This window comes from Aquitalea sp. USM4, from assembly GCF_004328945.1.
Classification (GTDB): Bacteria; Pseudomonadota; Gammaproteobacteria; order Burkholderiales; family Chromobacteriaceae; genus Aquitalea; species Aquitalea pelogenes.
The window spans coordinates 165,176-189,329 of record NZ_CP029539.1 but is presented as its reverse complement, the minus strand read 5'-3'; the positions used below and the strand labels follow the sequence as shown (position 1 = coordinate 189,329).

General features: G+C 60.7%; 20 protein-coding genes. 8 read left to right on the top strand and 12 right to left on the bottom strand.

Going from position 1 to position 24,154, the window contains the following annotated elements:
• Positions 1-122 precede the first annotated feature (122 nt).
• From DKK66_RS00860 to DKK66_RS00840, 4 genes are all read right to left on the bottom strand, one after another.
• A complete protein-coding gene (locus DKK66_RS00860; RefSeq protein ID WP_131354660.1) occupies positions 123-1,517 on the bottom strand; it encodes a B12-binding domain-containing radical SAM protein in 1,395 nt (464 codons plus the stop codon).
• A gap of 228 nt (positions 1,518-1,745) precedes the next feature.
• Complete coding sequence (locus DKK66_RS00855; RefSeq protein WP_131354656.1) at positions 1,746-2,870, bottom strand: alpha/beta hydrolase; 1,125 nt, start codon at positions 2,868-2,870, stop codon at positions 1,746-1,748.
• A gap of 351 nt (positions 2,871-3,221) precedes the next feature.
• The gene (locus DKK66_RS00845; RefSeq protein WP_131354653.1) at positions 3,222-3,728 is read right to left on the bottom strand and encodes a diheme cytochrome c; all 507 of its coding nucleotides are present in this window, start codon (positions 3,726-3,728) and stop codon (positions 3,222-3,224) included.
• 10 nt (positions 3,729-3,738) lie between these two features.
• The gene (locus DKK66_RS00840; RefSeq protein ID WP_131354650.1) at positions 3,739-4,137 is read right to left on the bottom strand and encodes a DUF1924 domain-containing protein; all 399 of its coding nucleotides are present in this window, start codon (positions 4,135-4,137) and stop codon (positions 3,739-3,741) included.
• Positions 4,138-4,315: 178 nt separating this feature from the next.
• On the opposite strand from DKK66_RS00840, the gene DKK66_RS00835 reads away from it, so the two are divergent.
• Positions 4,316-5,938 carry a ferredoxin--NADP reductase gene (locus DKK66_RS00835; protein ID WP_165494083.1) on the top strand — a complete coding sequence of 541 codons (1,623 nt, stop codon included), beginning with the start codon at positions 4,316-4,318 and terminating at the stop codon, positions 5,936-5,938.
• Entirely contained in the window at positions 5,917-8,208 is a 2,292-nt protein-coding gene (locus DKK66_RS00830; protein ID WP_242673543.1) for a heavy metal translocating P-type ATPase, read from the top strand. Before DKK66_RS00835 ends, DKK66_RS00830 begins: the two co-directional genes overlap by 22 nt.
• A gap of 13 nt (positions 8,209-8,221) precedes the next feature.
• Here DKK66_RS00830 and DKK66_RS00825 read toward each other — a convergent pair whose 3' ends face one another.
• The gene (locus DKK66_RS00825) at positions 8,222-9,025 is read right to left on the bottom strand and encodes an AraC family transcriptional regulator (RefSeq protein ID WP_131354645.1); all 804 of its coding nucleotides are present in this window, start codon (positions 9,023-9,025) and stop codon (positions 8,222-8,224) included.
• A 307-nt stretch (positions 9,026-9,332) separates the two neighbouring features.
• On the opposite strand from DKK66_RS00825, the gene DKK66_RS00820 reads away from it, so the two are divergent.
• The 5 genes from DKK66_RS00820 to DKK66_RS00800 all read left to right on the top strand — a co-directional run bounded on the left by DKK66_RS00820 (position 9,333) and on the right by DKK66_RS00800 (position 15,420).
• Positions 9,333-10,259: a 4-hydroxyproline epimerase gene (locus tag DKK66_RS00820; RefSeq protein ID WP_131354642.1), complete on the top strand. Its 927-nt coding sequence runs from the start codon at positions 9,333-9,335 to the stop codon at positions 10,257-10,259.
• 58 nt (positions 10,260-10,317) lie between these two features.
• Positions 10,318-11,265: a dihydrodipicolinate synthase family protein gene (locus tag DKK66_RS00815; protein ID WP_131354639.1), complete on the top strand. Its 948-nt coding sequence runs from the start codon at positions 10,318-10,320 to the stop codon at positions 11,263-11,265.
• A gap of 67 nt (positions 11,266-11,332) precedes the next feature.
• Positions 11,333-12,904 carry an aldehyde dehydrogenase (NADP(+)) gene (locus DKK66_RS00810; RefSeq protein WP_131354636.1) on the top strand — a complete coding sequence of 524 codons (1,572 nt, stop codon included), beginning with the start codon at positions 11,333-11,335 and terminating at the stop codon, positions 12,902-12,904.
• Between the two features lie 3 nt (positions 12,905-12,907).
• On the top strand, positions 12,908-14,170 hold the full coding sequence (locus DKK66_RS00805) for an FAD-binding oxidoreductase (protein ID WP_131354634.1): 1,263 nt from the start codon (positions 12,908-12,910) through the stop codon (positions 14,168-14,170).
• Positions 14,171-14,271: 101 nt separating this feature from the next.
• Positions 14,272-15,420: a branched-chain amino acid ABC transporter substrate-binding protein gene (locus tag DKK66_RS00800; RefSeq protein WP_131354631.1), complete on the top strand. Its 1,149-nt coding sequence runs from the start codon at positions 14,272-14,274 to the stop codon at positions 15,418-15,420.
• Positions 15,421-15,583: 163 nt separating this feature from the next.
• Here the strand turns inward: DKK66_RS00800 and cheZ are convergent, their stop codons facing one another.
• The 5 genes from cheZ to DKK66_RS00775 all read right to left on the bottom strand — a co-directional run bounded on the left by cheZ (position 15,584) and on the right by DKK66_RS00775 (position 19,550).
• On the bottom strand, positions 15,584-16,318 hold the full coding sequence (cheZ, locus tag DKK66_RS00795; protein ID WP_131354628.1) for a protein phosphatase CheZ: 735 nt from the start codon (positions 16,316-16,318) through the stop codon (positions 15,584-15,586).
• Between the two features lie 53 nt (positions 16,319-16,371).
• Positions 16,372-16,758, bottom strand: coding sequence for a chemotaxis response regulator CheY (gene cheY / locus DKK66_RS00790; protein ID WP_199103516.1), 387 nt, complete (start codon positions 16,756-16,758; stop codon positions 16,372-16,374).
• A gap of 74 nt (positions 16,759-16,832) precedes the next feature.
• Entirely contained in the window at positions 16,833-17,774 is a 942-nt protein-coding gene (locus DKK66_RS00785; protein ID WP_131354625.1) for a chemotaxis protein, read from the bottom strand.
• Between the two features lie 34 nt (positions 17,775-17,808).
• Positions 17,809-18,759, bottom strand: coding sequence for a chemotaxis protein (locus tag DKK66_RS00780; protein ID WP_131354622.1), 951 nt, complete (start codon positions 18,757-18,759; stop codon positions 17,809-17,811).
• A gap of 365 nt (positions 18,760-19,124) precedes the next feature.
• Positions 19,125-19,550 carry a hypothetical protein gene (locus tag DKK66_RS00775; protein ID WP_062789859.1) on the bottom strand — a complete coding sequence of 142 codons (426 nt, stop codon included), beginning with the start codon at positions 19,548-19,550 and terminating at the stop codon, positions 19,125-19,127.
• Between the two features lie 236 nt (positions 19,551-19,786).
• Between DKK66_RS00775 and DKK66_RS00770 the strand changes: the two genes are divergently transcribed.
• A complete protein-coding gene (locus DKK66_RS00770) occupies positions 19,787-21,910 on the top strand; it encodes a bifunctional diguanylate cyclase/phosphodiesterase (protein ID WP_165494082.1) in 2,124 nt (707 codons plus the stop codon).
• Between the two features lie 5 nt (positions 21,911-21,915).
• Here DKK66_RS00770 and eutC read toward each other — a convergent pair whose 3' ends face one another.
• Both eutC and DKK66_RS00760 read right to left on the bottom strand, forming a co-directional pair.
• Complete coding sequence (eutC, locus tag DKK66_RS00765) at positions 21,916-22,740, bottom strand: ethanolamine ammonia-lyase subunit EutC (RefSeq protein WP_131354615.1); 825 nt, start codon at positions 22,738-22,740, stop codon at positions 21,916-21,918.
• Positions 22,737-24,119 (bottom strand): ethanolamine ammonia-lyase subunit EutB, encoded by a 1,383-nt coding sequence (locus DKK66_RS00760; RefSeq protein WP_131354612.1) that lies wholly within the window; start codon positions 24,117-24,119, stop codon positions 22,737-22,739. Before DKK66_RS00760 ends, eutC begins: the two co-directional genes overlap by 4 nt.
• Between the last annotated feature and the right edge of the window lie 35 nt (positions 24,120-24,154).

Genomic DNA, 24,154 nt, shown 5'->3' with positions numbered 1-24,154 from the left:
GAGTTTTCCCGCCCGCCTGACGGCTTGATATCAAGCTGTCACATGAAAAAAGCCCTGAATGTTCAGGGCTTTTTCTTGTCCGTTTGCCGGTATCCAGCCTGTCGCTGCACAGAGAGCGGGCCTCACAGCGCGCGCATGTATTTGAAGCGGATATCAATGAATTTGCGCCGCCAGTCAAACAGGTCGGTGAGTGACATATTGTAAGGCTTGATGACGCAGCCTTCCTGATGGGCCCGTACCGGGACGCGCCACAAATTGCCCATATCGATGTCTTCAATGAACAGCTTGTCACGCACACACTGGTCAAACACCGGTGTGCCGGGGAAGGGAATCAGCGTGCCAACCCAGTTGCGATCCAGTTGCAGTTCATCAATCATGTCCATGGTTTCCTGCAGCGTTTCATTGGTGTCTTCAGGAAAACCCATGATCCAGTTACCGGCCAGACTGACGCGATGCTTTTTCAAGTCTTCAACGACTTTATAAATCGTGTCGCGCTTCAAGCCTTTTTTGATGACGGTATTGCGGATGTATTCTGATCCGTGCTCGGGTGCCAGCAGGGCGGAGGTCATGCCTGCCGCCACCATGGCATCAATCACCTCGGTTTTCAGGCTGTTCATGCCCAGGCCACCGGCAGTGGTGAACTGGATATCCAGGCCACGGCGCAGGATTTCATTGCAGATGCCCAGAATATGCTTGTTGTCGACCGTCAGGTTGTCATCCATGAAGGTGAAGAAGCGCTGGTTCTTTTCATTGACCAGATACTCCAGCTCATCAACAAAGCGCTGCGGAGTACGACGACGGAGTTTTCTGCCTTGCACGATATACATGTCGCAGAATGTGCATTTGAACGGGCAGCCACGCTCGGAGATGACAGGAACGACATTCTTGATATCGTGCCCTTTGAAGTTGGAATAGCCGCTCAAATCCATCTCGAATTCGGTGAAATCAACCATGTCCCATGCCTGCATGGGGAGGTCTTCATAGTTGATCCACTCGCGTTCTTGATTGACATGCACCTTGCCATCCTGGTCGCGGAAGGCGAAAGACTTAATTTCTTTCAGATTACCCAGCTCACCCGCGGCCATTCTGTTGGCAATGGCGACCATTTGCGGCTCACCCTCACCCAGTGCGATGTAGTCGAAATCCGGGCAGTTTTTCAGGATTTCATGCGGGTAGGTGGTGGCATGAATTCCCCCGGTAATGATTTTCAGGTCCGGGTTGGTCTGCTTTACCGTACGCGCATAATCCATGGCGGTTTGCATGAAACCGGAAAACAGAAACGAGATGCCTACCAGGTCGGGGTTTTCCTGTTTGATGGTCTGGATGATACGGTCATGGCAGTAACGGGTGGGTTCTGCCTGTTGGTGGGTTCTTTTACTGTTCAGGTCCAGCAGGATGGGCTGATGACCTTCATTGCGCAATACCGCAGCCAGGCTGAGTAATGCGGCAGAGGGAAGAAAATCGTTACGCTTGATGGTCGGGTCATCAAGGTAGGGACAGATTAATAAAACCTTCATGATATTCTCCCCATCCGGATCGGGATGTTAATTTCTTTTGTTGTTCAACTATTTTTACTCCAATTTTCAATCCTACCTGTTTTGCCATGGCTAAGCCATATTAATAAAATGGTATTTGTCATAAGCTATCAATATTTATTGATAATAGCCATTTTGTATTTCACTGGCATGTCAAAAACCAGACCCTCCACACTGCGTCGGGTCTGGTTTTTCAGTCTGGCTGCCTGATCAGTGCAGGTTCTGCTGGAAGAAGCGGGTGATCCGGTCGAAGGGGATTTTGTCCATGCGGTCATACAAATCCACATGGTTGGTATTTTTCAGGATCAGCAGCTCCTTTGGTTCGGCAGCAGCCTGATAAATATCCTCGCTGAAATAGCGGGAGTGGGCATTGTCACCGGCAATCAGCAAGATCGGGCGCGGGGAGATTTCCCTGATATAGCTGAGCAGCGGCATGTTCATGAAGGAAAGCGCACTGGTGGCGGTAAAGGCGCCGCTGGAGTTCACCGAATTCTTGTGAAAGCCGCGGGCAGTGCGGTAGTAGTCGAAAAACTCCTTCACGACCGGGTGCGGGTTGTCCGGCAGGGTTTCCGGCAGCAAACGCGCGGGCATCACCACCTTGCCGTCTGCGGCGATGTAGATGCCGTGGCTGCCTGCTGTCGGGTAGCCATTTTGTGCATCCTGCCAGCGTTGCTGGCTGAGCATGTCGAGAATCTTGCTGCGGTCCGCCGCCGACAGGGTGTCGCCCAGCCCCCTGGCCATTACCCGCGACATGTCATACATGGAGGTGGTGACCACGGCCTTGATGCGCTTGTCCACGGCGGCGGCATTCAGGCTCATGCCGCCAAAGCCGCAGATGCCGATCAGGCCGATCTTTTCCCGGTCCACCTCGGGCAGCAGTCCCAGATAATCCACCGCCGCGCTGAAGTCTTCGGTATTGATTTCCGGGGACGACACATTGCGCGGTTCACCAGCGCTCTCGCCGGTGTAGGACGGGTCGAACGCCAGGGTCACAAAACCGCGTTCTGCCATGGTTTGTGCATACAGGCCGGATGATTGTTCTTTCACGGCACCAAACGGGCCGCTGACGGCAAGGGCGGCCAGTTTCTGCTGGCCCCGGTTTTTCGGCAGGTAGAGGTCGGCGGCCAGGGTAATGCCGTAGCGATTGCGGAAGCTCACCTTGCGGTGATCGACCTTGCTGCTTTGCGGGAAGGTTTTGTCCCATTCCTGGGTCAGATGAAGCATGTTTTCTCCAGAGGATGTGCTGCTTGCTGCCTGTGCAGGCAGGGCGCTGATGAACAAGGCCGTGCAGGCGAGCAGGGCGGATTGCAAGAAGGCTTTGCGCGTGAGTTGCATGGTGTGACTCCTGAGTGAAGGCATGGCGTGCAAGAGGGCAGGTTTTCCTGCCACGTGTTGCTGCGTATTGTTCAGGAGGTGTGGCGCAGGCCGGTACATGAATCCTCGGCATTTCTTGCCCAATCCTCTGGTGGCGGGTGTTGGGTGCCGGGTGTTGGGTGCCGGGTGTTGGGTGCCGGGTGCCGGGTGCCGGGTGCCGGGTGCCGGGTGCCGGATGCCGGATGCCGGATGCCGGTGTGCAGTCTGCATGGGCTGCAAGCCGGCTGTGCCTTGGCTGCAGCAAATACCCATGAAAAAGCCCTGAATGTTCAGGGCTGCAGATGATTGAAAAATAAACGGAGTGATGGCGAATCAGCGCGGAATCCTGACTGCGTCTTCGTTGAAATCGCCATTGGCGGCACCGCTGTGGCAGGCCTGGCAATTGGCGGCACTGCCAACGGCTTTGCGCTTCCAGATTGCGGGGCTGATTTCATCATGCTTGCGCACAAACCAGCCGGTGCTGGTGATGCGTGGTGGCTCACCCTTGCTGTTGCTGTAGTCCGGGCCATTGCTGGCGGCTGCCGTGCTCAGGTAGCTGCGGATGATTTTTTCGTCCTCGGCAGTGAGCGTGGCATTGACGCCATAGTGGTTCTGCAAATTATCCATCTGCTTTTTCCAGGCCGATGCCGGCAGCAAACCAGGGGGGTAGGCCATATGGCAGCTGCCGCACTCGGTTTTCCATACGGCAGGTGCTTGTGCCAGGTTGCGGCCCAGTTGTTTCGGTCGTTTGCCTTCGTGGTGTTCACCCCCATCGGCCATGCTCAGGCCGGCTCCCAGGGCAATGCACGCCACTACAGCGGCTAATAAAAGCTTGTTCATGACCGGCTCCTTATTTCACGCTGCTCAAATAGGTCAGGAAATCGCCTTTTTCCAGCGCTGTGCATTCACGTTTGAATACATCATCGCAATTGCGGCGGAACCATTTTTCCACTTTCTTGTTATCGCTAAAGCGGCTGGGTGTCACAGAAGTAGCCATTGGCTCAATGCTGCGAAATGCCGGTGTTTTACCGGGTTGGCGTGGGTCGGCAGAATGACAGCTGGCGCAACTGATATTTTTGCCATTTTGCACGGTCTCCCGATAATAAAGCGCCTTGCCGCGCTCGGCGGAAAATCCGTTGAAAGCGGGATTGGCTTGTTTTGCTTGTGCGGCATATTCACTCAAGATGGCCGGTGCTGCATGGCTATATGTACTGGCCAGGGCCATGGCCAGGATAATGACGTTGCGCATGATGCTCTCCTGATGTCCGGGAGCTTTTACCTTAAAAGCCAAAGCTTAATGCAGGATTAATTCATGGCTAAACCATTGATAATGAAACTGATTATTATTTGTTGCCTGCTGAATTAATTCAGGGTTAAGTTTCCGGCGGCACAGTAAATACCGTATGGCGGATTGCAAGGAGAACATCATGCGGAATTTACAGCGCTTTCACGTTTATCACTGGTTGCTGGCCGGTTTATTTGTCCTGGCTTATCTGAGCGGAGACGACGCAGGCCTGGGTCATGCCTGGCTGGGTTATGGCTTGCTGCTACTGCTGTTATTCCGGCTGGCCACCGTGCTGACCGGCAGCCGAGGTTTTCCACGCTTGCGCCCTGCTGCAGGTGCCGCTACCGGGGGCTGGTCCGCAGCCATCTGGGGCAAGGGGCTGATCTGGAGCATGCTGCTGGCCTTTGTGCTTTTACTGGTGACGGGGGTGTTGATGGTAGACAACGCCGCCGTGGTGGACGCCGGTTTGCAACTGGTTCTGCCTGTGGCGATGGCTACTTCCATCAGCCAGTTGCTGGCCGGTTGGCCGCAATGGGATGCCGCTCAGTGGCATGAGCAGATTGCCAGCCTGAGCCTGGTGCTGATTGCCCTGCATATCGGCTGGTTGTTGTGTTTCCGGCTACCCATGGTGCGCTGGATGCTGGGGCTGGCCAGCCAGGGCAAGGCAGCACCGGACCAGGCTGCAGGTCACGCATTACCGCAGCCCGTTCCATACCGCCTGACGGTAAGCCGCTTGCGACCGGAAACAGCGGATACGCTCAGCATCGAACTGGCTTTGCCTGCTGCCTTGCAACCATTGTTTTGTTTTCAGCCGGGGCAGTTTGTGAGCATTGGCGTGGAGGTGGATGGTGCGTGCTTGTGGCGCTGTTATTCCATTACCAGCCAGCCGGGAGAATCGACGCTGTCCATTACCGTCAAGCGGGTACCGGGTGGCAAGGTTTCCGGCTATCTGCACGATGCCATGCAGGTGGGCATGACGCTGTTGGTGCTGCCGCCTGCGGGTAGCTTCCGTCCGCGCAGCCCGGATGCGGATTTACTGCTGCTGGCCGGTGGCAGTGGCATCACTCCGCTTTATGCCATCCTGCGCCATGCCTTGCAGCAGGGCAGTGGCCGGGTGCGGCTGGTCTACGTCAGCCAGCAGTCGGACAGCGTCATCTTTGGCCCGGCCCTGGCCGCCTTGCAAGCACGCTATCCCGACCGGCTGTCGCTGACCCTGCACCTTTCCGCAAGCCAGGGACGCCTGCAGGCCGCCGGGCTGACCGCGTTGCTGGCCGACGGCTGCCATGGCGAGGTTTTACTGTGCGGGCCGGAAGGCCTGCTGCAACTGGCGCAAAGTTGCCTGATGCAACTGGGTGTGCCTGCATCCGCCATCCAGCAAGAGCGTTTTGGCCCGGCCGCTGCGCCGCTTGCTGACGGTGGCAATGCTGTTTCGGCGCAGATTACCCTGCACGGAAAACAGCATGCCATACTGCTGACACGGGGCAGCACGCTGCTGAATGCGCTGGAAGGGCAGGGGGTGCAGCCGCCCAGCCACTGTCGCGCCGGTGTATGCGGCACTTGCCGCTGCAAGGTCAGCCATGGCCGGGTAAGCATGCAGAACAATCAGGTACTGACCGCCGAAGAGGTAGCATCCGGCTGGGCCTTGGCCTGTCAGGCCGAGCCCCTGGACAGTACGCTGCATGTATCGTTCGACGAGCCAGTGCCTGCTGCGCGTGCGCCAACCGCTGTCATCAGGAGTGTTGCGTGGGGAAAAAACAAAGTCTGATTCATGCCGTCTTGCTGCTGCCGCCGGTATTTACCTTGCTGCTGTGGAGTGTGCAGCAAGTCCGGGACATTGCCTTGCCGGTGACCGGGCTGTTGCTGCTGTCTGCCATACCGGCCTTGTTGATGTTGTTGTACGAGGCGGTCAGTGCCTTGCGGCGCAAGACGCTGGGGGTGGATCTGCTGGCCTTGCTGGCCATTGGCGGTGCCATGTGGCTGGACCAGGCGCTGACTGCGGCCATCATCGCTGCGATGGCAGCTACCGGGCGCTGGCTGGATGACTATGCCGCTGGCCATGCCGAACGGGAAATGAGCAGCCTGCTGGCCAAGGCACCGCGCCATGCCAACCGTCTGGAAGGCGGGCAGCAGCAGCGCGTGCCGCTGGATGCAGTACAGCCGGGGGACTGCCTGTTGGTGAAGGCGGGTGAAGTCATCCCGGTGGATGGCCGGCTGGACGATGCGCTGGCAGTACTGGATGAATCCACGCTCACCGGCGAGGCGGTCCCGGTTACCGTGCATGCTGCTGCCTTGCTGCGTAGTGGCAGCCTCAATGCGGGTGATGCCTTTCGCATGACTGCTACCGCCACCGCTGCATCCAGTACCTTCAGCGGCATTGTCCGCATGGTGGAGCAGGTGGGCCGCGCCAAGGCTCCGGTGATGCGGCTGGCAGACCGCTATGCCTTCTGGTTCATTCCGCTTGCCCTGTTGCTGGCGGGTGGGGCCTGGCTGGCCAGTGACGATGTATTGCGTGCCCTGGCCGTGCTGGTGGTGGCGACACCTTGTCCCTTGCTGCTGGCGGTGCCGGTGGCGATGATTTCCGGCATTTCGCAGTGTGCTGGCCGTGGTGTGCTGGTGAAAAGCAGTGAAGTGCTGGAGGCGCTGGCGCGCGCCACGCTGCTGTTTTTCGACAAGACCGGCACGCTGACCGGTGGCAAGGCCAGGCTGGTGGCCATTCATGTGCCGGATGGCGCAGCAACCGACGATGTATTGCGGCTGGCCGCCGCGCTGGACCAGATGTCCAACCATGTAATGGCCACCGCAGTGGTGCAGGCGGCGCATGAACGCGGCCTGGGCAAGCTGCCGTTGCCGACGGCGGTGAACGAGGTGGCCGGTGCCGGGCTGAGCGGCGAGCTGGAAGGCCGGCGCGTGGTGCTGGGCAGCCTGGCTTATGTCAGCAGCCAGCTGCCGTCCTTGTCGCCCTGGGCGCAGTCCTTGCAGGCAAGGCTGGATATGGAAGGGGCCAGCGTGGTGTATGTTGCCCGCGATGGCGTATTGCTGGGTGCGCTGGAACTGGCCGACCGCTTGCGGCTGGAAACCCCGCGTGCGCTGCGCATGCTCAAGCGCTGCGGTGTCAGCCATATCGCCATGCTGTCCGGTGACCGGCAGGATGTGGCCGAGGCGATTGGCCACGGCATTGGCGTGGACGAAGTGTTTGCCGGTTTGCAACCGCAAGACAAGCTGGCTCACATCCATCAGGCCAGAGCGCGCGGTGTCACGCTGATGGTGGGGGATGGCGTCAACGATGCCCCCGCCTTGCGTGCGGCCGATGTCGGCGTGGCGATGGGCGCGCAAGGGGCTGCAGCTGCGGCGGAAAGTGCTGGGGTGGTGTTACTCAACGACCGGCTGGACCGGCTGGCCGAAACGGTGATGGTGGCCCAGCGCAGCATGGCGATTGCCCGCCAGTCGGCGGTGGCCGGCATGGGTCTTTCGCTGCTGGCCATGCTGGCCGCCGCGCTGGGCTGGCTGCCACCGGTATACGGTGCGGTGTTGCAAGAGCTGATCGATGTGGCGGTGATCGTGAATGCGCTGCGTGCCCTGTCGCCACCTGCCGGTCTGGGCCAGCAGCAGAAACTGACGGTGGAAACCGTGGCGCAACTGAACGAGGAGCATGCGCTGCTCAACCCGCTGTTGCAGCAACTGGCAGCACTGGCACGCGCCGTTCCGCAACTGGAGCACAGCCAGTTGCGGGCTGAACTGGACCAGCTGCAAACCCTGCTGCACGAGCGCCTGCTACCGCATGAGCAAAAGGAAGAAGGGCAGCTTTACCCGGCCATGGCGCGGCTGTTGGGCGGCGAGGACCCGCTGGCCGCACTCAGTCGCAGTCATCAGGAAATATTCCGCCAGTCGCGCCGCCTGACCATGCAGATAGCGGCCTTGCCGGTGCCTGCTTCGCAGCTGGAATTACAGGAGTTGCAACGCACCCTGTACAGCCTGGACACCATTTTGCAGCTGCATTTTGCCCAGGAAGACGAGCTGTACCAGAGCATGAGCTGAACGCTCGCATCCCTCACAGGGGGGCGGGGGAGCGACTGCTGTCCTGGCCATGCAGTTGCTGGCGGTACTGGCGCGGGGTAAAGCCGGTCAGCGCCTTGAACTGGCGGCTGAAAGCGCTGTGGTCGGTGTAGCCGCAGTGCAGTGCTACATCGGTGATGGCCATGTCACCGTGCAGCAGGCGGTGGGCATGTTCCAGCCTGGCCTTGTGAATCATCTGGCGCGGGGTCAGGTGAAACACTTTCTTGCAGTAGCGTTCCAGCTGGGCGGGGGAGACGCCGGCGATGGCGGTCAGCTCGTCCATGCTGATGGAACGGCTGAAGTGGCTGCGGATGAACTCGTCCACCGCCACCAGCCGGGTGTAGGCGGGGTGGGTCTTGCTGGCGGCCTGCAAATCCAGCGAGATGCCGATCAGCCCGATGATGTCGCCCGCCGCACTGTATAGCGGCCATTTGTAAGTCAGGCACCAGCCCGGCTCCCGGCTGTTGAACAAATGCAGTTCCAGCTGGCTTTCCAGTACCAGCCCGTCCTTCAACACCTTGATGTCCTGCGCGGTATAGCCCGGCCCCAGCTGCGAGGGAAACACCTCGGCGCTGGTCTTGCCCAGCAAGGGTTGCAGGCTTTTCAGCCCGCAGCGTTCCACCAGTGTCTGGTTGGCCAGCAGATAGCGGGCCTGTGCGTCCTTGATGAAGATGGCGGCATTGGGGATCAGGTTCAGTACCGGCAGCAGCGGTCCCAGTGCGCCCAGCAGACTGTCCAGGCTGTCCGGACGCGTTTGTTGCTGCCAGTTGGCAATGCTGTCCAGCAGTTCCCCTGTCATGGTTTTCCCCTCCTTGTCTTGTGCGCTTGTCCGGTCTGTCACCGGGCATGGCGGCACAGTCCTGTCTTGCCCATTGTGCTGCAAAAACAGCAATTGTGCTGATTTCGTCATTGTCGCTGATGATAAGCATCAAGATTCCCGGCAGCAATAACGCCATTCTATGCAGGTGCTGACGAAGACGAGTTCGGCGTGAAGATGCAATGGAATCAATACCCTGCATGGTATTGCTGCATCGGGTTTTCACAGGACATGCCAAGGGTGCATTCCTGCCGACCGTCATTCAAGGTCTTACCGAATGGACAAGCTTATGCAAGAGATACACATCATCGATTCCCACACCGGCGGCGAACCCACCCGGCTGGTGATGCGCGGTTTTCCCGATATCGGCGGTGGCAGCATGGCCGATCAGCGCGACGCATTGCGCCAGCAGCACGACCAATGGCGCCGCGCCTGTTTGCTGGAGCCGCGTGGCAGCGAGGTACTGGTGGGTGCGCTGTATTGCCCGCCAGTGTCGCCGGACGCCACTTGCGGGGTGATCTTCTTCAACAACACCGGGTATCTGGGCATGTGCGGCCACGGCACCATCGGCCTGATTGCCTCGCTGCATTACCAGGGCCTGATTGCACCGGGCGTGCACAAGATCGACACCCCGGTGGGACAGGTCAGCGCCACCCTGCATGAGGATGGTGCGGTGACGCTGGGCAATGTACCGGCTTACCGTTATCGCCAGCAGGTGGCGGTGAACGTGCCCGGCTACGGCGTGTTTCACGGTGACATTGCCTGGGGTGGCAACTGGTTCTTCCTGGTGTCCGAACACGGCATGGTGCTGGACATGGCCAATGTCGAGGCACTCACCGCCTTCACCTGGGCCATGTTGCAAGCGCTGGAAGCACAGGGCATCACCGGGGCCGATGGCGCGCTGATCGACCACGTGGAGCTGTTTGCCGACGATGCCAGCGCCGACAGCCGCAATTTCGTGATGTGCCCGGGCAAGGCGTACGACCGCTCGCCCTGCGGCACCGGCACCAGCGCCAAGCTGGCCTGCCTGGCTGCCGACGGCAAGCTGGCCGAAGGCGAAAGCTGGGTACAGGCCGGCATCACCGGCAGCCAGTTCATCGGCCATTACCAGCGTGAGGGCGATTTCATCCGCCCCTTCATTACCGGCCGCGCCTTCGTCACTGCCAGCAGCACCCTGCTGATCGACCCGCAAGACCCTTTCGCCTGGGGCATCTGAGCCCCGCGCTGCACAGACAACACCCCATACACACATACAAGCTGCAAGGAGCAAAACAATGAGCGACAACATTTTCACCGGCTGCATCCCGGCCCTGATGACCCCGTGTACCGCCGAGCGCAAGCCGGACTTTGACGCGCTGGTGGCAAAGGGCCGCGAGCTGATTGCCGCCGGCATGAGCGCGGTGGTGTATTGCGGCTCGATGGGCGACTGGCCGCTCCTGACCGAAGCCGAGCGTCAGGAAGGCGTGGCCCGGCTGGTGGCCGCCGGCGTGCCTACCATTGTCGGCACCGGTGCGGTGAACACCCGCGAGGCGGTATCCCATGCCGCCCATGCCGCCCGTGTTGGCGCACATGGCCTGATGGTGATTCCGCGCGTGCTGTCGCGTGGCGCGTCCCCGACCGCGCAAAAGGCCCACTTTTCCGCCATCCTCGCCGCTGCGCCCAATTTGCCTGCAGTCATCTACAACAGCCCTTACTACGGCTTTGCCACCCGTGCCGATCTGTTCTTCGAACTGCGCCGCAGCTATCCCAACCTGATCGGCTTCAAGGAATTCGGTGGTGCTGCCGACATGCGCTACGCCGCCGAGCACATCACCTCGCAGGATGATCAGGTCACGCTGATGGTGGGGGTGGACACCCAGGTGGTGCATGGCTTTGTCAATTGCAATGCTACCGGTGCCATTACCGGCATCGGCAATGCGCTGCCGCGCGAGGTGCTGCATCTGGTTGCGCTGAGCAAGGCCGCTGCCAAGGGCGACGCAGTGGCCCGTCGTCAGGCGCGCGAGCTGGAATCCGCGCTGGCGGTGCTGTCCTCCTTCGATGAAGGCTGCGATCTGGTGCTGTATTACAAGTACCTGATGGTGCTGAACGGGGATACCGAATACAGCCTGCACTTCAACGAAACCGATGTTCTGACCGAAGCCCAGCGCCGTTATGCCGAAACCCAGTACACGCTGTTCCGCAACTGGTATCGCGACTGGTCGGCCGGGCTGAATGTGGCCTGAGCCAGACCCTGAGCAGCCGTGCCACGCCTGTCGCGTGGCCGGGCTTTTACTTCAAGCAGGAAATCTCATGAATCTGACAGGCAAGATGCTGATTGGCGGGCAATCCGTCAGCGGTAGGCGTGAAGCGCTGCATGCCATCAACCCGTCCAGCGGACAGACACTGCAACCGGGCTATGCCGGGGGCGATCAGGCACAGGTGGAGCAGGCGTGCGCGCTGGCATGGGCCGCGTTTGATGCCTACCGCGAAACCACGCCGGCACAGCGGGCGCAGTTGCTGCAAACCATTGCCGGGGAAATCGAAGCGCTGGGCGATGCGCTGATTGAACGCGCCATGCTGGAAACCGGTTTGCCGCAGGCCCGTTTGCAGGGCGAGCGGGCCCGCACCTGCGGCCAGCTGCGCATGTTTGCCCGTACCGTACGGGCTGGTGAATGGCTGGATGTGCGGGTCGATCAGGCCCAGCCTGCGCGCCAGCCGCTGCCGCGTGCCGACTTGCGCCAGCGCCAGATCCCGCTGGGGCCGGTGGCCGTATTCGGGGCCAGCAACTTTCCGCTGGCCTTCTCGGTGGCCGGGGGGGACACCGCCTCGGCACTGGCGGCCGGATGCCCGGTCATCGTCAAGGCGCACAGCGCCCATCCCGGCACCAGCGAACTGGTGGGCCAGGCCATTGTGCGGGCGCTGGAAGAGTGCGGCTTGCCCGCCGGGGTATTCGCCCTGCTGTTTGGCAGTGGCCGCGAAGTAGGGCAGGCATTGGTGAACGATGCGCGCATCAAGGCGGTGGGCTTTACCGGCTCGCGTGCCGGTGGGCTGGCCCTGTGTCAGACCGCACAGCAGCGTGTAGAGCCGATTCCGGTATATGCAGAGATGAGCTCCACCAACCCGGTGTTCCTGCTGCCTGCTGCCTTGCAGGCCCGTGGGGATGCGCTGGCACAGGGCTTTGTCGGCTCGCTGACGCTGGGCGCAGGGCAGTTCTGTACCAACCCCGGCCTCTTGGTGGCGGTACAAGGGCCGGCGCTGGAGGCGTTTGTCGCCAGCGCGGCTGATTTGCTGCAACACAGTGCGGCGCAAACCATGCTCACACCCGGCATCCGGGCGGCGTATCAGGACGGAGTGGACAGTCTGTCCCGCCACGCCAGTACCGTGGCCAAGGGTGTGTTGCCCACCGGTCCCAACCAGTGCCAGCCACAGCTGCTGCGGGCAAGTGCAGCAGAATACCTGGCCAATCCGGCCTTGCAGGCCGAGGTGTTCGGCGCTGCCGCGCTGATCGTGCAATGCCGTGATGAGGCAGAACGCCTGCAACTGGCCGAGGCGCTGGAAGGCCAGCTGACGGCCACGCTGCAACTGGATGACGACGATATCGCGCTGGCCCGCAGCCTGTTGCCGGTGCTGGAGCGCAAGGCTGGCCGCATTCTGGTCAACGGCTGGCCTACCGGGGTGGAAGTATGTGACGCCATGGTGCATGGCGGGCCGTTCCCGGCCACATCGGATGTGCGCTCCACCTCGGTGGGCACGGCGGCCATCCAGCGCTTCCTGCGCCCGGTGTGCTATCAGGACCTGCCGGATGCACTGCTGCCGACCGCCCTGAAACATGAGAATCCGCAGGGCTTGCCGCGCCTGCTGGATGGCGTGCGGGAGGCCTGAACCATGGCCGACACCCTTGTTGCGGGAGATGAAGTCATCGTGGTGGGGGCCGGGGTGGTCGGCATCGCCATTGCGCTGCAACTGCGGCTGGAAGGCTTTGCCGTCACCCTGCTGGACCGTGGCGAACCAGCCATGGAAACCAGCTATGGCAATGCCGGTGCCTTTGCCATCAGCGATGTGATACCGCTGGCCGAACCGGGCGTGCTGCGCAAGGTGCCGGGCTGGATGTTGGACCCGCTGGGGCCGCTGGCCCTGCGCTGGCGCTACCTGCCCAGCCTGATGCCGTGGCTGCTGCGCTTTCTTGCTGCCAGCCGCCCGAGCAAGGTGGCCACACTCACCCGCGATCTGTCGGCCTTGCTGGGACGGGTGAATCAGGACTACGCCGCGCTGATAGACAAGGCCGGGCTCACGGCCATGTGGCGACGCCACGGCAACCTCACCCTGTACCGCAATCAGCAGGAGTTCGATGCCGCCTTGCCCGCCTGGCAGGAAAAACGCCGCCATGGCGTGCAGTGGCAGGCCTTGCCACGCAGCCAGTTACTGGCACAAGAACCGCTGTTGGCCGAGGAATGGCAATACGCGGTGCGGGTGCCGGACTGGTCGCATGTGGACGACCCCTACACCTTCAGCCGTGGCCTGTTCGATGCCTTTGTCCGTGCCGGTGGACGCTTTATGCAGGATGAGGTGCTGGCTACGGTCGCAGGGGAGGGGCGTGTGAGCGGGGTGGAAACAGCCCGCCATGGCCGCCTGTCGGCTGATGCCACGGTGATTGCCTGTGGCGTGTGGAGCGACCGCTTTACCCGTCAGCACCGCTACCGCGTACCGCTGGAGAGCGAGCGCGGCTATCACGTCAACCTGCCCAGGGCCGGAGTGAAGCTGCACCACTTTATCCAGTGCGCCAGCGAAAGCTTTGTCATTTTGCCCATGGCGGATGGTGGCCTGCGCCTGGCTGGCACGGTAGAGCTGGCACACCGCGATGCGCCACCCGACTGGCGGCGCGCCCACATCCTGCTGGACAAGGCGCGGCGCATCGTCGGCGATTTTTCCACCGCAGACATGACGGTATGGATGGGCAACCGCCCCTCGCTGCCGGATACCTTGCCCATCATCGGCCCGGCCCCAGGGCAGCCCGGCCTGTGGTTTGCCACCGGGCACGGCCATCTGGGCCTCACCCTGGCCGCCACCACGGCGGTATTGCTGAGTGATTGGTTGCAGGGCCGCGCAGCGGAAACAGACATGCAGCCCTACCGCTTGCAACGGTTTTGATCCTGCCAGACACCGGCGCAGACCGGTCATGGCTGGAGAGCAGTAACAGGAGAAATCAGCTGGTTTCTCTTGAATGAATGCAGCGTCAAAGGAGAAATGACATGGCACAAAAGAAACTGTTGGCAGAACTTGGCCGGGTAGTGGCACTGGGCGGCATGATGGCCCCGTTCGCCATTGCTGCCGCACATGCCGATACGGTAGTGAAAATCGGCTTTTCCTCACCCTTGTCCGGCCCACAGGCGCATTACGGCAAGGACAATGAAAACGCCACCAGGATGGCCATTGACGACATCAATGCCAAGGGTCTGGTGGTGGGCGGGCAGAAGATCAAGTTCGAGCTGGTATCCGAGGACGATCAGGCCGACCCGCGCATTGGCACCCAGGCTGCGCAGCGGCTGGTGGATGCCGGGGTGAAGGCGGTGATTGGCCACTTCAACTCCGGAGTGTCCATTCCTGCTTCACGCATTTACTCGGAAGCCGGTATTCCGCAACTGTCGGTATCCACCAACCCGGCTTACACCCAGCAAGGCTACAAGACCACCTTCCGCCTGGTGGGCAGCGACAGCCAGATTGGCGGCTCGCTGGGCCAGTTTGCGGTAAAAACCCTCAAGGCCACGCGTATTGTGGCGATTGATGACCGCACCGCCTACGGCCAGGGTATTGCCGACGAATTCGTCAAGGCGGTGACTGCCAATGGCGGCAAGGTGGCACGGCGTGAATTCACCACCGACAAGGCAACCGATTTCACCTCCATCCTGACGGCGGTGAAAGCAATCAATCCGGAAGTGATTTTCTACGGCGGGGCGGATGCCCAGGCTGCGCCCATGGCCAAGCAGCTCAAGCGGCTGGGCCTGAAAGCCCGGCTGATGGGCGGCGACATGATGAACACCCCCACTTTCATCCAGCTGGCCGGGGCGGATGCGGCTGGTCATTACTCGGCGGTGGCCGGTGGCGTGCTGACTGCCCGTCCGGCGGGCAAGGCGTTTGAAACCCGTTACAAGGCGCGCTTCCATCAGGATGTGGTACTGCTGGGGCCGCAATTCTACGACGGGGTGATGCTGGTGGCCGAAGCCATGAAGCAGGCGGGTTCTGTCGAGCCGGCCAAGTATCTGCCCAAGCTGGCCGCCATCCGTTACAGCGGTGTCACCGCCGACTTTGCCTTTGCGCCCAATGGCAACCTGCTGAAGGCCCCGGTGACGCTGTCCGAGGTCAAGAACAACGCCTGGCAGGTGCAGGCGGTGGTGAACTAGCTGGTGTAGTCCTGACGGTATTTCCCTGCGTTCTCATCAGTCTCATGCCTGGGTTGGCCTTGCTTGCGGGGTCAGCCCTTTTTTCATGCCGGCGCACCATCCACATGAAAACGGCCCTGCATGTGCAGGGCCGGGGCAGAAAAGGGAAGTGCAGGGGTTTGCTTCAGAAACCCAGGCTGTCCAGCAAATCGTCCACTTGCTGCTGGCTGGACATCACATCCGGGTTGCCTTCCTGATTGATGGCCGGGCCGTTGAGCAGGCTGCTGTCCAGCGCGCCCTTCTTGTGTTCCGGCGAGAATTCCACCAGCAGGTTCAGCATTTCAGCTTCGATGGTTTTGAACATATCCATCATTTTCTTGATGACCTGGCCGGTGAGGTCCTGGAAATCCTGTGCCATCACGATTTCCAGCAACTGGGTATTCGTTTCGTGCGTCTGTTCCGGTACCTGGTTCAGGTACTGGCGGGTGTCATTGGCCAGCTGCTTGAACTCTTCCACCGACAGCTGGTTGGCATACAGCAGGTTCCAGCGTTCGGACAGGCTCTTCGAGTTGCTGCCCAGTTTGTCTTGCAGAGGCTGGGCCACGTCGATGGCATTGAGCACCCGGTCGGCCGCACTCTTGGTCAGCGAGGCGATGTAACTGAGCCGGTCGCGCGCATCGGGAATGGCATCCGCCACGCGTTCCAGTGACTTGTCGTAACCCATGTCACGCAGGGTGTTGTGCATCTTGCGCGTGATCTGGCCAATCTGCTCGTACATCTCTTCGTTGTTGTGTGCATTACCCGTTGTTTGAGCAGCAGGTGCATCCTCAGTGGCCGCCTCTTTCTGCTGGCTGGCAATGCTGTCGAACAGTGCTTCGAGATCCGGGGAATCTCCGCTATCTAGAATGTGATCCGGCACGATAGCTTCTCCTCTTTGCTGACCTGGCAAGTCGTCTTGCCATGTATATGCGTTTACTTGTTCAGGGTCTGGAAGATCTTGTTCATCTTTTCTTCCAGCGTGGCCGCGGTAAACGGCTTCACGATATAGCCGCTGGCACCGGCCATGGCTGCCTCGATGATGTTTTCCCGCTTGGCTTCGGCGGTGATCATCATGAAGGGAAGATGCTTGATCTGCTGGTCGGCACGCACCGCCTTGAGCAGCTCGATGCCCGTCATGTTGGGCATGTTCCAGTCAGACACGATGAAGTCGAAATGCTGGTTTTTCAGCTTGTGCAGGGCAACCTGGCCGTCTTCCGCTTCGTCGACATTGGTAAAGCCCAGCTCTTTGAGCAGGTTGCGCACAATGCGTCTCATGGTCGAGAAGTCGTCGACGACCAGAAACTTCATGTTCTTGTCCACCATAAATGAGGCTCCAAAGAGTTGATTCGTTAGTGGCGTCCACCCGCCCGGCACAGGCCTGCGCGGGGACAGCGTTATCTTTGAAGGTAAGGCAGCAGGGTTTCAGCCAGGATTGCCGGGTCGAATTTGGCAACATAGGCATCCACCCCCACGCTGGAACCCATGGCCTTGTTGGCATTGGACGACAGCGAGGAGTGCATGATAACCGGGATGCCTTTGAAGCGGACATCGGATTTGATCAGCTTGGTCAGCACATAGCCGTCCATTTCAGGCATTTCCGCATCCACCAGAATGATCTTCAGGTAATCGTGCAGGCACTCGTCCTCACCCCAGGTGCGGCTGGCCAGCACCTGCAGGCGCTCCCAGGCTTCGCGCCCATTGGTGGCCTGCTGGAACTTGATGCCCATCTTCTCCAGCACGCTGGTGATTTCCTTGCGGGCCACCACCGAATCATCCACGAAGAACAGGTACTGGTCGCTCTCCAGCTGGGCTTGCGGAATGTCCGGCAGGCGCGGTTCGCCCACCACCGTGGCCAGGATCTGCTCCACGTCCAGAATGGAAACCAGCTTGCCGTCTTCCAGTTCGGTGATGGCGGTGATCAGGTTGGAGTTGGTGGCGCTGCTGTTCATCATGTTTTCCGGGGCGCGCACGCGGTCCCAGTCCACCCGGATGATGCGGTCCACCGAATCCACCAGGAAAGCCTGGGTACTCTTGTTGAATTCGGTAACGATCATGGTGTCGAACTTGCGGCCGCTTTGCTCGGAACCGACAAAACGGGCCAGCGAAATCACCGGAATGATATTGCCGCGCAGCGACAGCACGCCCTGCACGCCAAAGGGCATGTTGGGGGTTTTGGTGATGGCGGGGGTCTGCGACACCTCGCGCACCTTGAATACATTGATGCCGAAGGTTTCGCGGGTACCCAGCGAAAACAGCAGGATTTCCATCTTGTTGGAGCCGGCAAGCTTGGTGCGGGCGTCCACGCTGGCAAGCAGGGATGCGTCAGTGGCTGACATATGAATACCTCTCCCGGATGAAGTCTGTTCTGGTTTAGTTGTTGGTCAGCTTGAGCATTTCGCGCAACTTCATCGACAGCTTCTGGGCTTCGAACTTGGACACATACTCATCCACGCCCACCGACTGGCCGAGCTTCTGGTTGGAACTGCCGGACAGCGAGGAGTGCATCAGCACCGGAATGCCGGCAAAACGCGGGTCGCTCTTGATCAGCTTGGTCAGCATGTAGCCATCCATTTCCGGCATTTCCACATCGGTCAGCACCAGATGCAGGGTTTCACACAAGCGCTTGCCGGAGAGTTCGGCCTGCATGGCCATTTTTTGCAGCTCTTCCCAGGCGCGCATGCCGTTGATGGCGTAGGCGTATTTCACCTGCATGGCGTCCAGCGTGCGCTCGATCTGCTTGCGGGCGACGGCGGAATCGTCGGTGAAGAAGATCATGCGTTCTTCTTTCACCGGCTCGATATTGATGAAGTGATGGGAGTCGTCCACCAGCGAGGTTTCCGCCAGCACTTTTTCCACGTCCATCATCATCACCAGCGTGCCGTGATCCAGCTCGGTGACAGCGGTGACCAGGCCGGCCATGCGGTTGGTGATCATGTCCGGCGGCACGCGCATGGCAGACCAGTCCAGACGCAGGATGGTATCAACCGCCTCGACCAGGAAGCCCTGGGTGTGGCCGTTGTACTCGGTGACGATCATGATTTCGGGCTTGTTGCTGGTGACGATGCCGGCGTACTTGGCCAGGTCGATGACCGGGACCAGCGAGCCACGCAGGCTGACCATGCCTTCAACCGAGGAGGGCATTTCGGGAGCGGAAGTGATTTCGGGTGTCCGCATGACTTCGCGGACCTTGAAGACGTTGATGCCGAAGACTTCCTTCCTCCCGGTACGCTGGTCGTGACCCAGGGAGAACAGCAGGATTTCCAGCTTGTTGGTCCCTGCCAGTTTTGTTCTGGCATCGATTTTTTTTAGCAGATCTGACACGAAAGCACCCTAGGCAATAAGTGGAAGAAATACGGCACACAAACAGACCGGTTTGCCTTGCGGGCCCGGCTGGCGCTGTGCAGCATTCAGATATTCACGGTATAGCGGAAACGGTTCCAGTTGGCTGCTGGCTTTGCATGTGCCGGTGCTTGAACTGGATTTTTTAGAATTCATTTAAATTTATTCTGGTTTTTATTGATTGTTCAGTATTGCCCCAATAAACCACACTATAGCCACTGTCATTGAAAACAGCCAAGCACTGCCAGATTATTTATGCGGCAGGTCAAATGAACGGATACGGCGGGTCAGTATAAACATTTCCGCATGACATGATTTGTCTGTACGCATGGAAAAACAATATGTCTTCATGGTGGGTTGGACATGCCCTCATTTTGCGAAGGCAGGCGGCACATCACGCTGCTGCGCAGTTGCTTGCGCTGGCTGTCTGCTGCCAGGTCGACAATCCAGCCGCCGGGGGCATTGGACATCAGCAAGGCCACACGCTGTCCCTTGCCTTGCATGATGTCACGGTAAACCGTGAGGTCATCGACATGCAGTTGCCCCTGATCGGTAGTGATGCTGTAACTGGTGACAAATGCACTGCCTCTGGCTTCCGGATATTCCCGCCCCCAGCCAATCAGGAAATGGCGGACCTGGCAAAGCCCGGACGCCTCGGATGGCGCATGGGGTTTGGCCGGAGCCGACCAGGATTGCAGCAAGTCCTTGCCGCTTTGCAGCCAGCTGCTGCAGCCAGCCAGCAGCAAGGTACACAGAATGAGTATGGCCCGCATTGGACTCCGGATATTCAACAATGCCGCCATGTAGCGGTGTCTCAACGCAACCTGGCAACAGGATGGCATTGCCATGTGTCACGTCATGGTTGGCGCATGCTACCGTAAATTTGCTGCTCTGCGGAATGCCTGCCCATGTAAATCCTGCGTGCAGGGGGATGGCTCCTTTTCTGGTGCGGGCATGTTTATTGCTGCGGTTTATCCCATCCTGTCACCGACAACGCATGTACAGCCCGATGCCCAGCACACAATCCTTGCGTCCTGTTTCCCTGCATGCCCATGCCGTGAACGGTTTCCAGCCGGCGGCACTGGAAAACCTGATTCATCATCTTGATGGCATGGCCTACCGCGGTCGGCATGACCCGGAGCGTCACATGCAGTTTGTCAGCCGTGGTTGCCTGGTCTTGTGCGGTTACAGCGCGGCCCAGCTGACCGCCAGCAGCGGCGGCTGGATGGGGGTGATCCACAAGGATGACCGCCAGGCCGTGGCCGATGCACTGGCCAGCAGCCTGCGTGGCAATGGCCGTTTTGCCTTGCAGTACCGGATACGGACTGCGGGTGGCCAGCTGCGTCATGTACGGGAAAGCGGGGTGGCGTCGCCGGACGGCGATGGCATGGTGCTGGAAGGCTTCGTGATGGATGTCACCAGCCAGCAGCGCACTATTCGTGCATTGGCGCAGGCCGAGATGCGATATCGCACCATTTTCGAGCATGCGCAGGAAGGTATCTTCCAGAGCAGCAAGACCGGCCGTTACCTGGCGGCCAATCCGGCCCTGGCACGGCTGTATGGCTATGCCACGCCGGAGGAGCTGATCCTGAATCTGTCCGACATCAGTTGCCAGCTGTATGTGGAAGCCGGTCGGCGCGAAGAATTCCTGCGGCTGATGGAAACGGCGGGCGAGGTGGTGAATTTCGAGTCCGAGGTATACCGCAAGGATGGCCAGCGCATCTGGATATCCGAGAATGCGCATGTGGTGTCATCGGAACACGGCCGTTTCCTGTATTACGAGGGCACGGTGCAGGATATTTCCGAACGCAAGCATTACCAGCAACAGCTGGAAATGCAGGCCAATTTTGACGCGCTCACCGGGCTGCCCAACCGTGCCTTGCTGTACGACAGGCTGAAGCAGAGTGTGGCCAGGGCCGCACGGGCGCAAAGCAGGCTGGCGGTGGTGTTCATCGATCTGGACAACTTCAAGTTCATCAACGACAACCTGGGGCATGACGCGGGCGACCAGTTGCTCAAGACCGTGGCCGGGCGTATTGCCGGCAGCATCCGCAAGCTCGATACCGTGGCCAGGCTGGGCGGGGACGAGTTTGTGCTGATCCTGAATGATCTGGATAGCGAGGAGGGCCTGTGGACCTTGCTCGAACGCATCCGGCTCAAGACCAGCCAGCCGGTGCTGCTGCAAGAGCACAGCTGCAATGTCAGCGCCAGCATGGGAGTGGCACTGTACCCGCGCGACGGTGTGGACGAGCAGACCTTGCTGCGTCACGCCGATGTGGCCATGTATGCCGCCAAGGCGGCGGGCAAGGATAATCTGCATTTCTTTACCGGCAAGCTGGACCAGCAGTCGGACGAGCGCTTCACGCTGGAGCGCGAAATGCGGCTGGCGCTGGAGCAGGATGATTTTAGCGTGGCCTATCAGCCTAAGTTCGACCGGCACGGCAAGATGGTTGGCGTGGAGGCGCTGGCACGTTGGCACCACGTCCAGCTGGGCGATATCGGGCCGGACCGCTTCATTCCGGTGGCAGAGGAGTGCGGCTTGATCCTGCCGCTGACCATGTCCATCCTGCGCAAGGCCAGCATGGCCATTGCCCGCTATAACCGCATGGCGGCCAGCAGCATCAGTTTGGCGGTCAATCTGTCGCCACGCCTGTTCGAGCGTGACCACCTGTGTCGCGAGATGGCCAGCGCACTGGCCGACAGCGGTTTGTCACCTGATTTGCTGGAGCTGGAAATCACCGAATCCCTGCTGCTGGGCGATACCGAACACATCATCAGCCAGATGCAGGAATTGCAGGGCTGGGGCGCGCAACTGGCGATGGACGATTTTGGCACCGGTTATTCCTCGCTGGCTTATCTGGTGCGCTTTCCGCTTGGCATCATCAAGATAGACCGCAGCCTGGTGGCAGGCATTGAAAGCAATGAACAGCAACGCATGGTGGTGAGCGCCGTGGTGACGCTGGGGCGCAATCTGGGCAAGACGGTGGTAGCCGAAGGCGTGGAAACGGCAGAGCAATTGCAACTGCTGCGCGAGATGGAATGTTGCCAGTACCAGGGCTTCGGCCTGTCGGTGCCGCTGAGCGAGGCGGCCTTGCACGGCCGCCTGCAACAAGAGGCGGCCTGCTGTGGCTGAAGTCCTCAGCCCTGCTGTGCGGCCAGTGCCAGTTGTTGCTGCAGTTGCAGCCAGCCGGCCTCGGCAGCACTGCCGTCCTTGAGTGCCACGCCGGTGCCGCTGGTGCGCCCTGCGCGGATCAGCCAGGCCAGTTTATAAGCTGCCAGAGGGTAGGGCAGGCCTTGCGGACGCACATTGGAAATGCAGTTGCGCGCCGAATCCATGCAGCCCACCCGTGGTGCGCTGGTGAGATATACCCCCAGGCTGTCCGGTGAGCTCAGGCCGGGGCGCTCGCCAATCAGCATCACCACCATGGCCGCCTGCAGGCATTCACCCACTTCATCGGCCAGGGCCACCCGCGCTTCGGTGGCCAGTACCACCGGCCCCACCCGCAAGCCCTGCTCCTGCAACAGCGGCAGGGTGGCGGCAATCAGCGGCACGGCATGACTGGCCACGGCGCGGGCCGACAAACCATCTCCCACCACGAATAGCACATCACAGGGTTCCACTCCGGCAGCCAGCAGGCTGGCGCGGCTGTCCGGGTGCAGGCGACGGCCCTGGTCCGGCCGTTGCAGATAGGCAGCGCGGCTGGGTGCGGCACTGCGCACTTGCAGGCTGGGCAATTGCAGGTCTTGCAGGGATGCGCTCAGCGCGGACAGGTCCAGCGGCGTGTGCACGGCATCGCGGGCCTGGGCATGGGCCAGGGCAAAGCGCAGGGTTTCGCGCGTGGGCAAGCTGGAACCCACCCGTCCCAGCGCAATGCGCGCCACGGTATGGCTGGCCAGCTCCTGCCAGCTGTCTTCGGTGATGGCACTGTTGGCGGTGGTGGCCGGGCTGAACGGGGCATTCATCGGAAGGTCTCCATCAATTGCAGCAAGGCTTGCTGGCGGTCTTGTGCCTGTAGCTTGCCGGCGCGGGTAATGGCCATGCTTTCCAGCCAGTCTTCAAACTCCGGAGCCCGCTTCAGGCCCAGCAGCTGACGCAGGTAGAGTGCATCGTGAAACGAGGTGCTCTGATAACCCAGCATGATGTCGTCGGCACCGGGCACGCCAATGATGAAGTGGATACCCGCCGTGCCCAAGAGGGTGAGCAGGCTGTCCATATCGTCCTGGTCGGCTTCGGCATGGTTGGTATAGCAGATGTCGCAGCCCATGGGCAGGCCCAGCAGTTTGCCGCAGAAATGGTCTTCCAGCCCGGCGCGGATGATCTGCTTGCCGTTGTACAGGTATTCCGGGCCGATGAAGCCCACCACGGTATTCACCAGCAGCGGCGAGAAATGCCGCGCCACTGCATAGGCGCGCACTTCGCAGGTTTGCTGGTCCACGCCCCAGTGGGCGTTGGCCGACAGTGCGCTGCCCTGGCCGGTTTCGAAGTACATCACATTATCGCCCACCGTGCCGCGGCGCAGCTCCAGTGCGGCCTGTTGTGCTTCGCCCAGCACCGCCAGATTGATGCCGAAGCCGCTATTGGCTTTTTCCGTACCGGCAATCGACTGGAATACCAGATCCACCGGTGCGCCGCGCCGGATGAGTTCCAGCGTGCTGGTGACGTGGGTGAGCACGCAGCTCTGGGTGGGAATGGCATAGCGCTGGCGTACTTCGTCCATCATCGCCAGCATGGTGTGGATGGCTTCCGGGCTGTCGCTGGCCGGATTGATGCCGATCACCGCATCGCCAGCGCCGTACAGCAGGCCGTCCAGCATGGCGGCGGCAATGCCGCGTGCGTCGTCGGTGGGGTGGTTGGGCTGCAGGCGCACGCCCATGTGGCCGGGCAGGCCCTGCGTGTTGCGAAAACGGGTGATCACCCGGCATTTGCTGGCCACCCATATCAGGTCCTGGTTGCGCATCAGCTTGCTGACGGCGGACACCATTTCCGGCGTCAGGCCGGGCGCCACGGCGGCCAGGGTGTTGCTGTTGGCGGCATCGGACAGCAGCCAGTCGCGCAGGCCACCCACGGTCAGGTGGCGGATGGGGGCAAAGGCGTGGGCGTCGTGGCTGTCGATGATCAGGCGGCTGACTTCGTCTTCTTCGTAGGGAATCAGCAGCTCTTGCAAGAAGGTGGTGAGTGGCACGTCGGCCAGACACATTTGTGCCGCCACACGCTCTTCGGCGCTGCTGGCGGCTATCCCGGCCAGCTGGTCGCCCGAACGCAAGGGCGTGGCGCGGGCCAGCAGGGTTTTCAGGTCGTCAAACTGGTAACGGCGCGGGCCGATGGTGATGGCGTAGGACATGGTTTACCGGGGTGTGCCGGGCACACCCCGCCTCT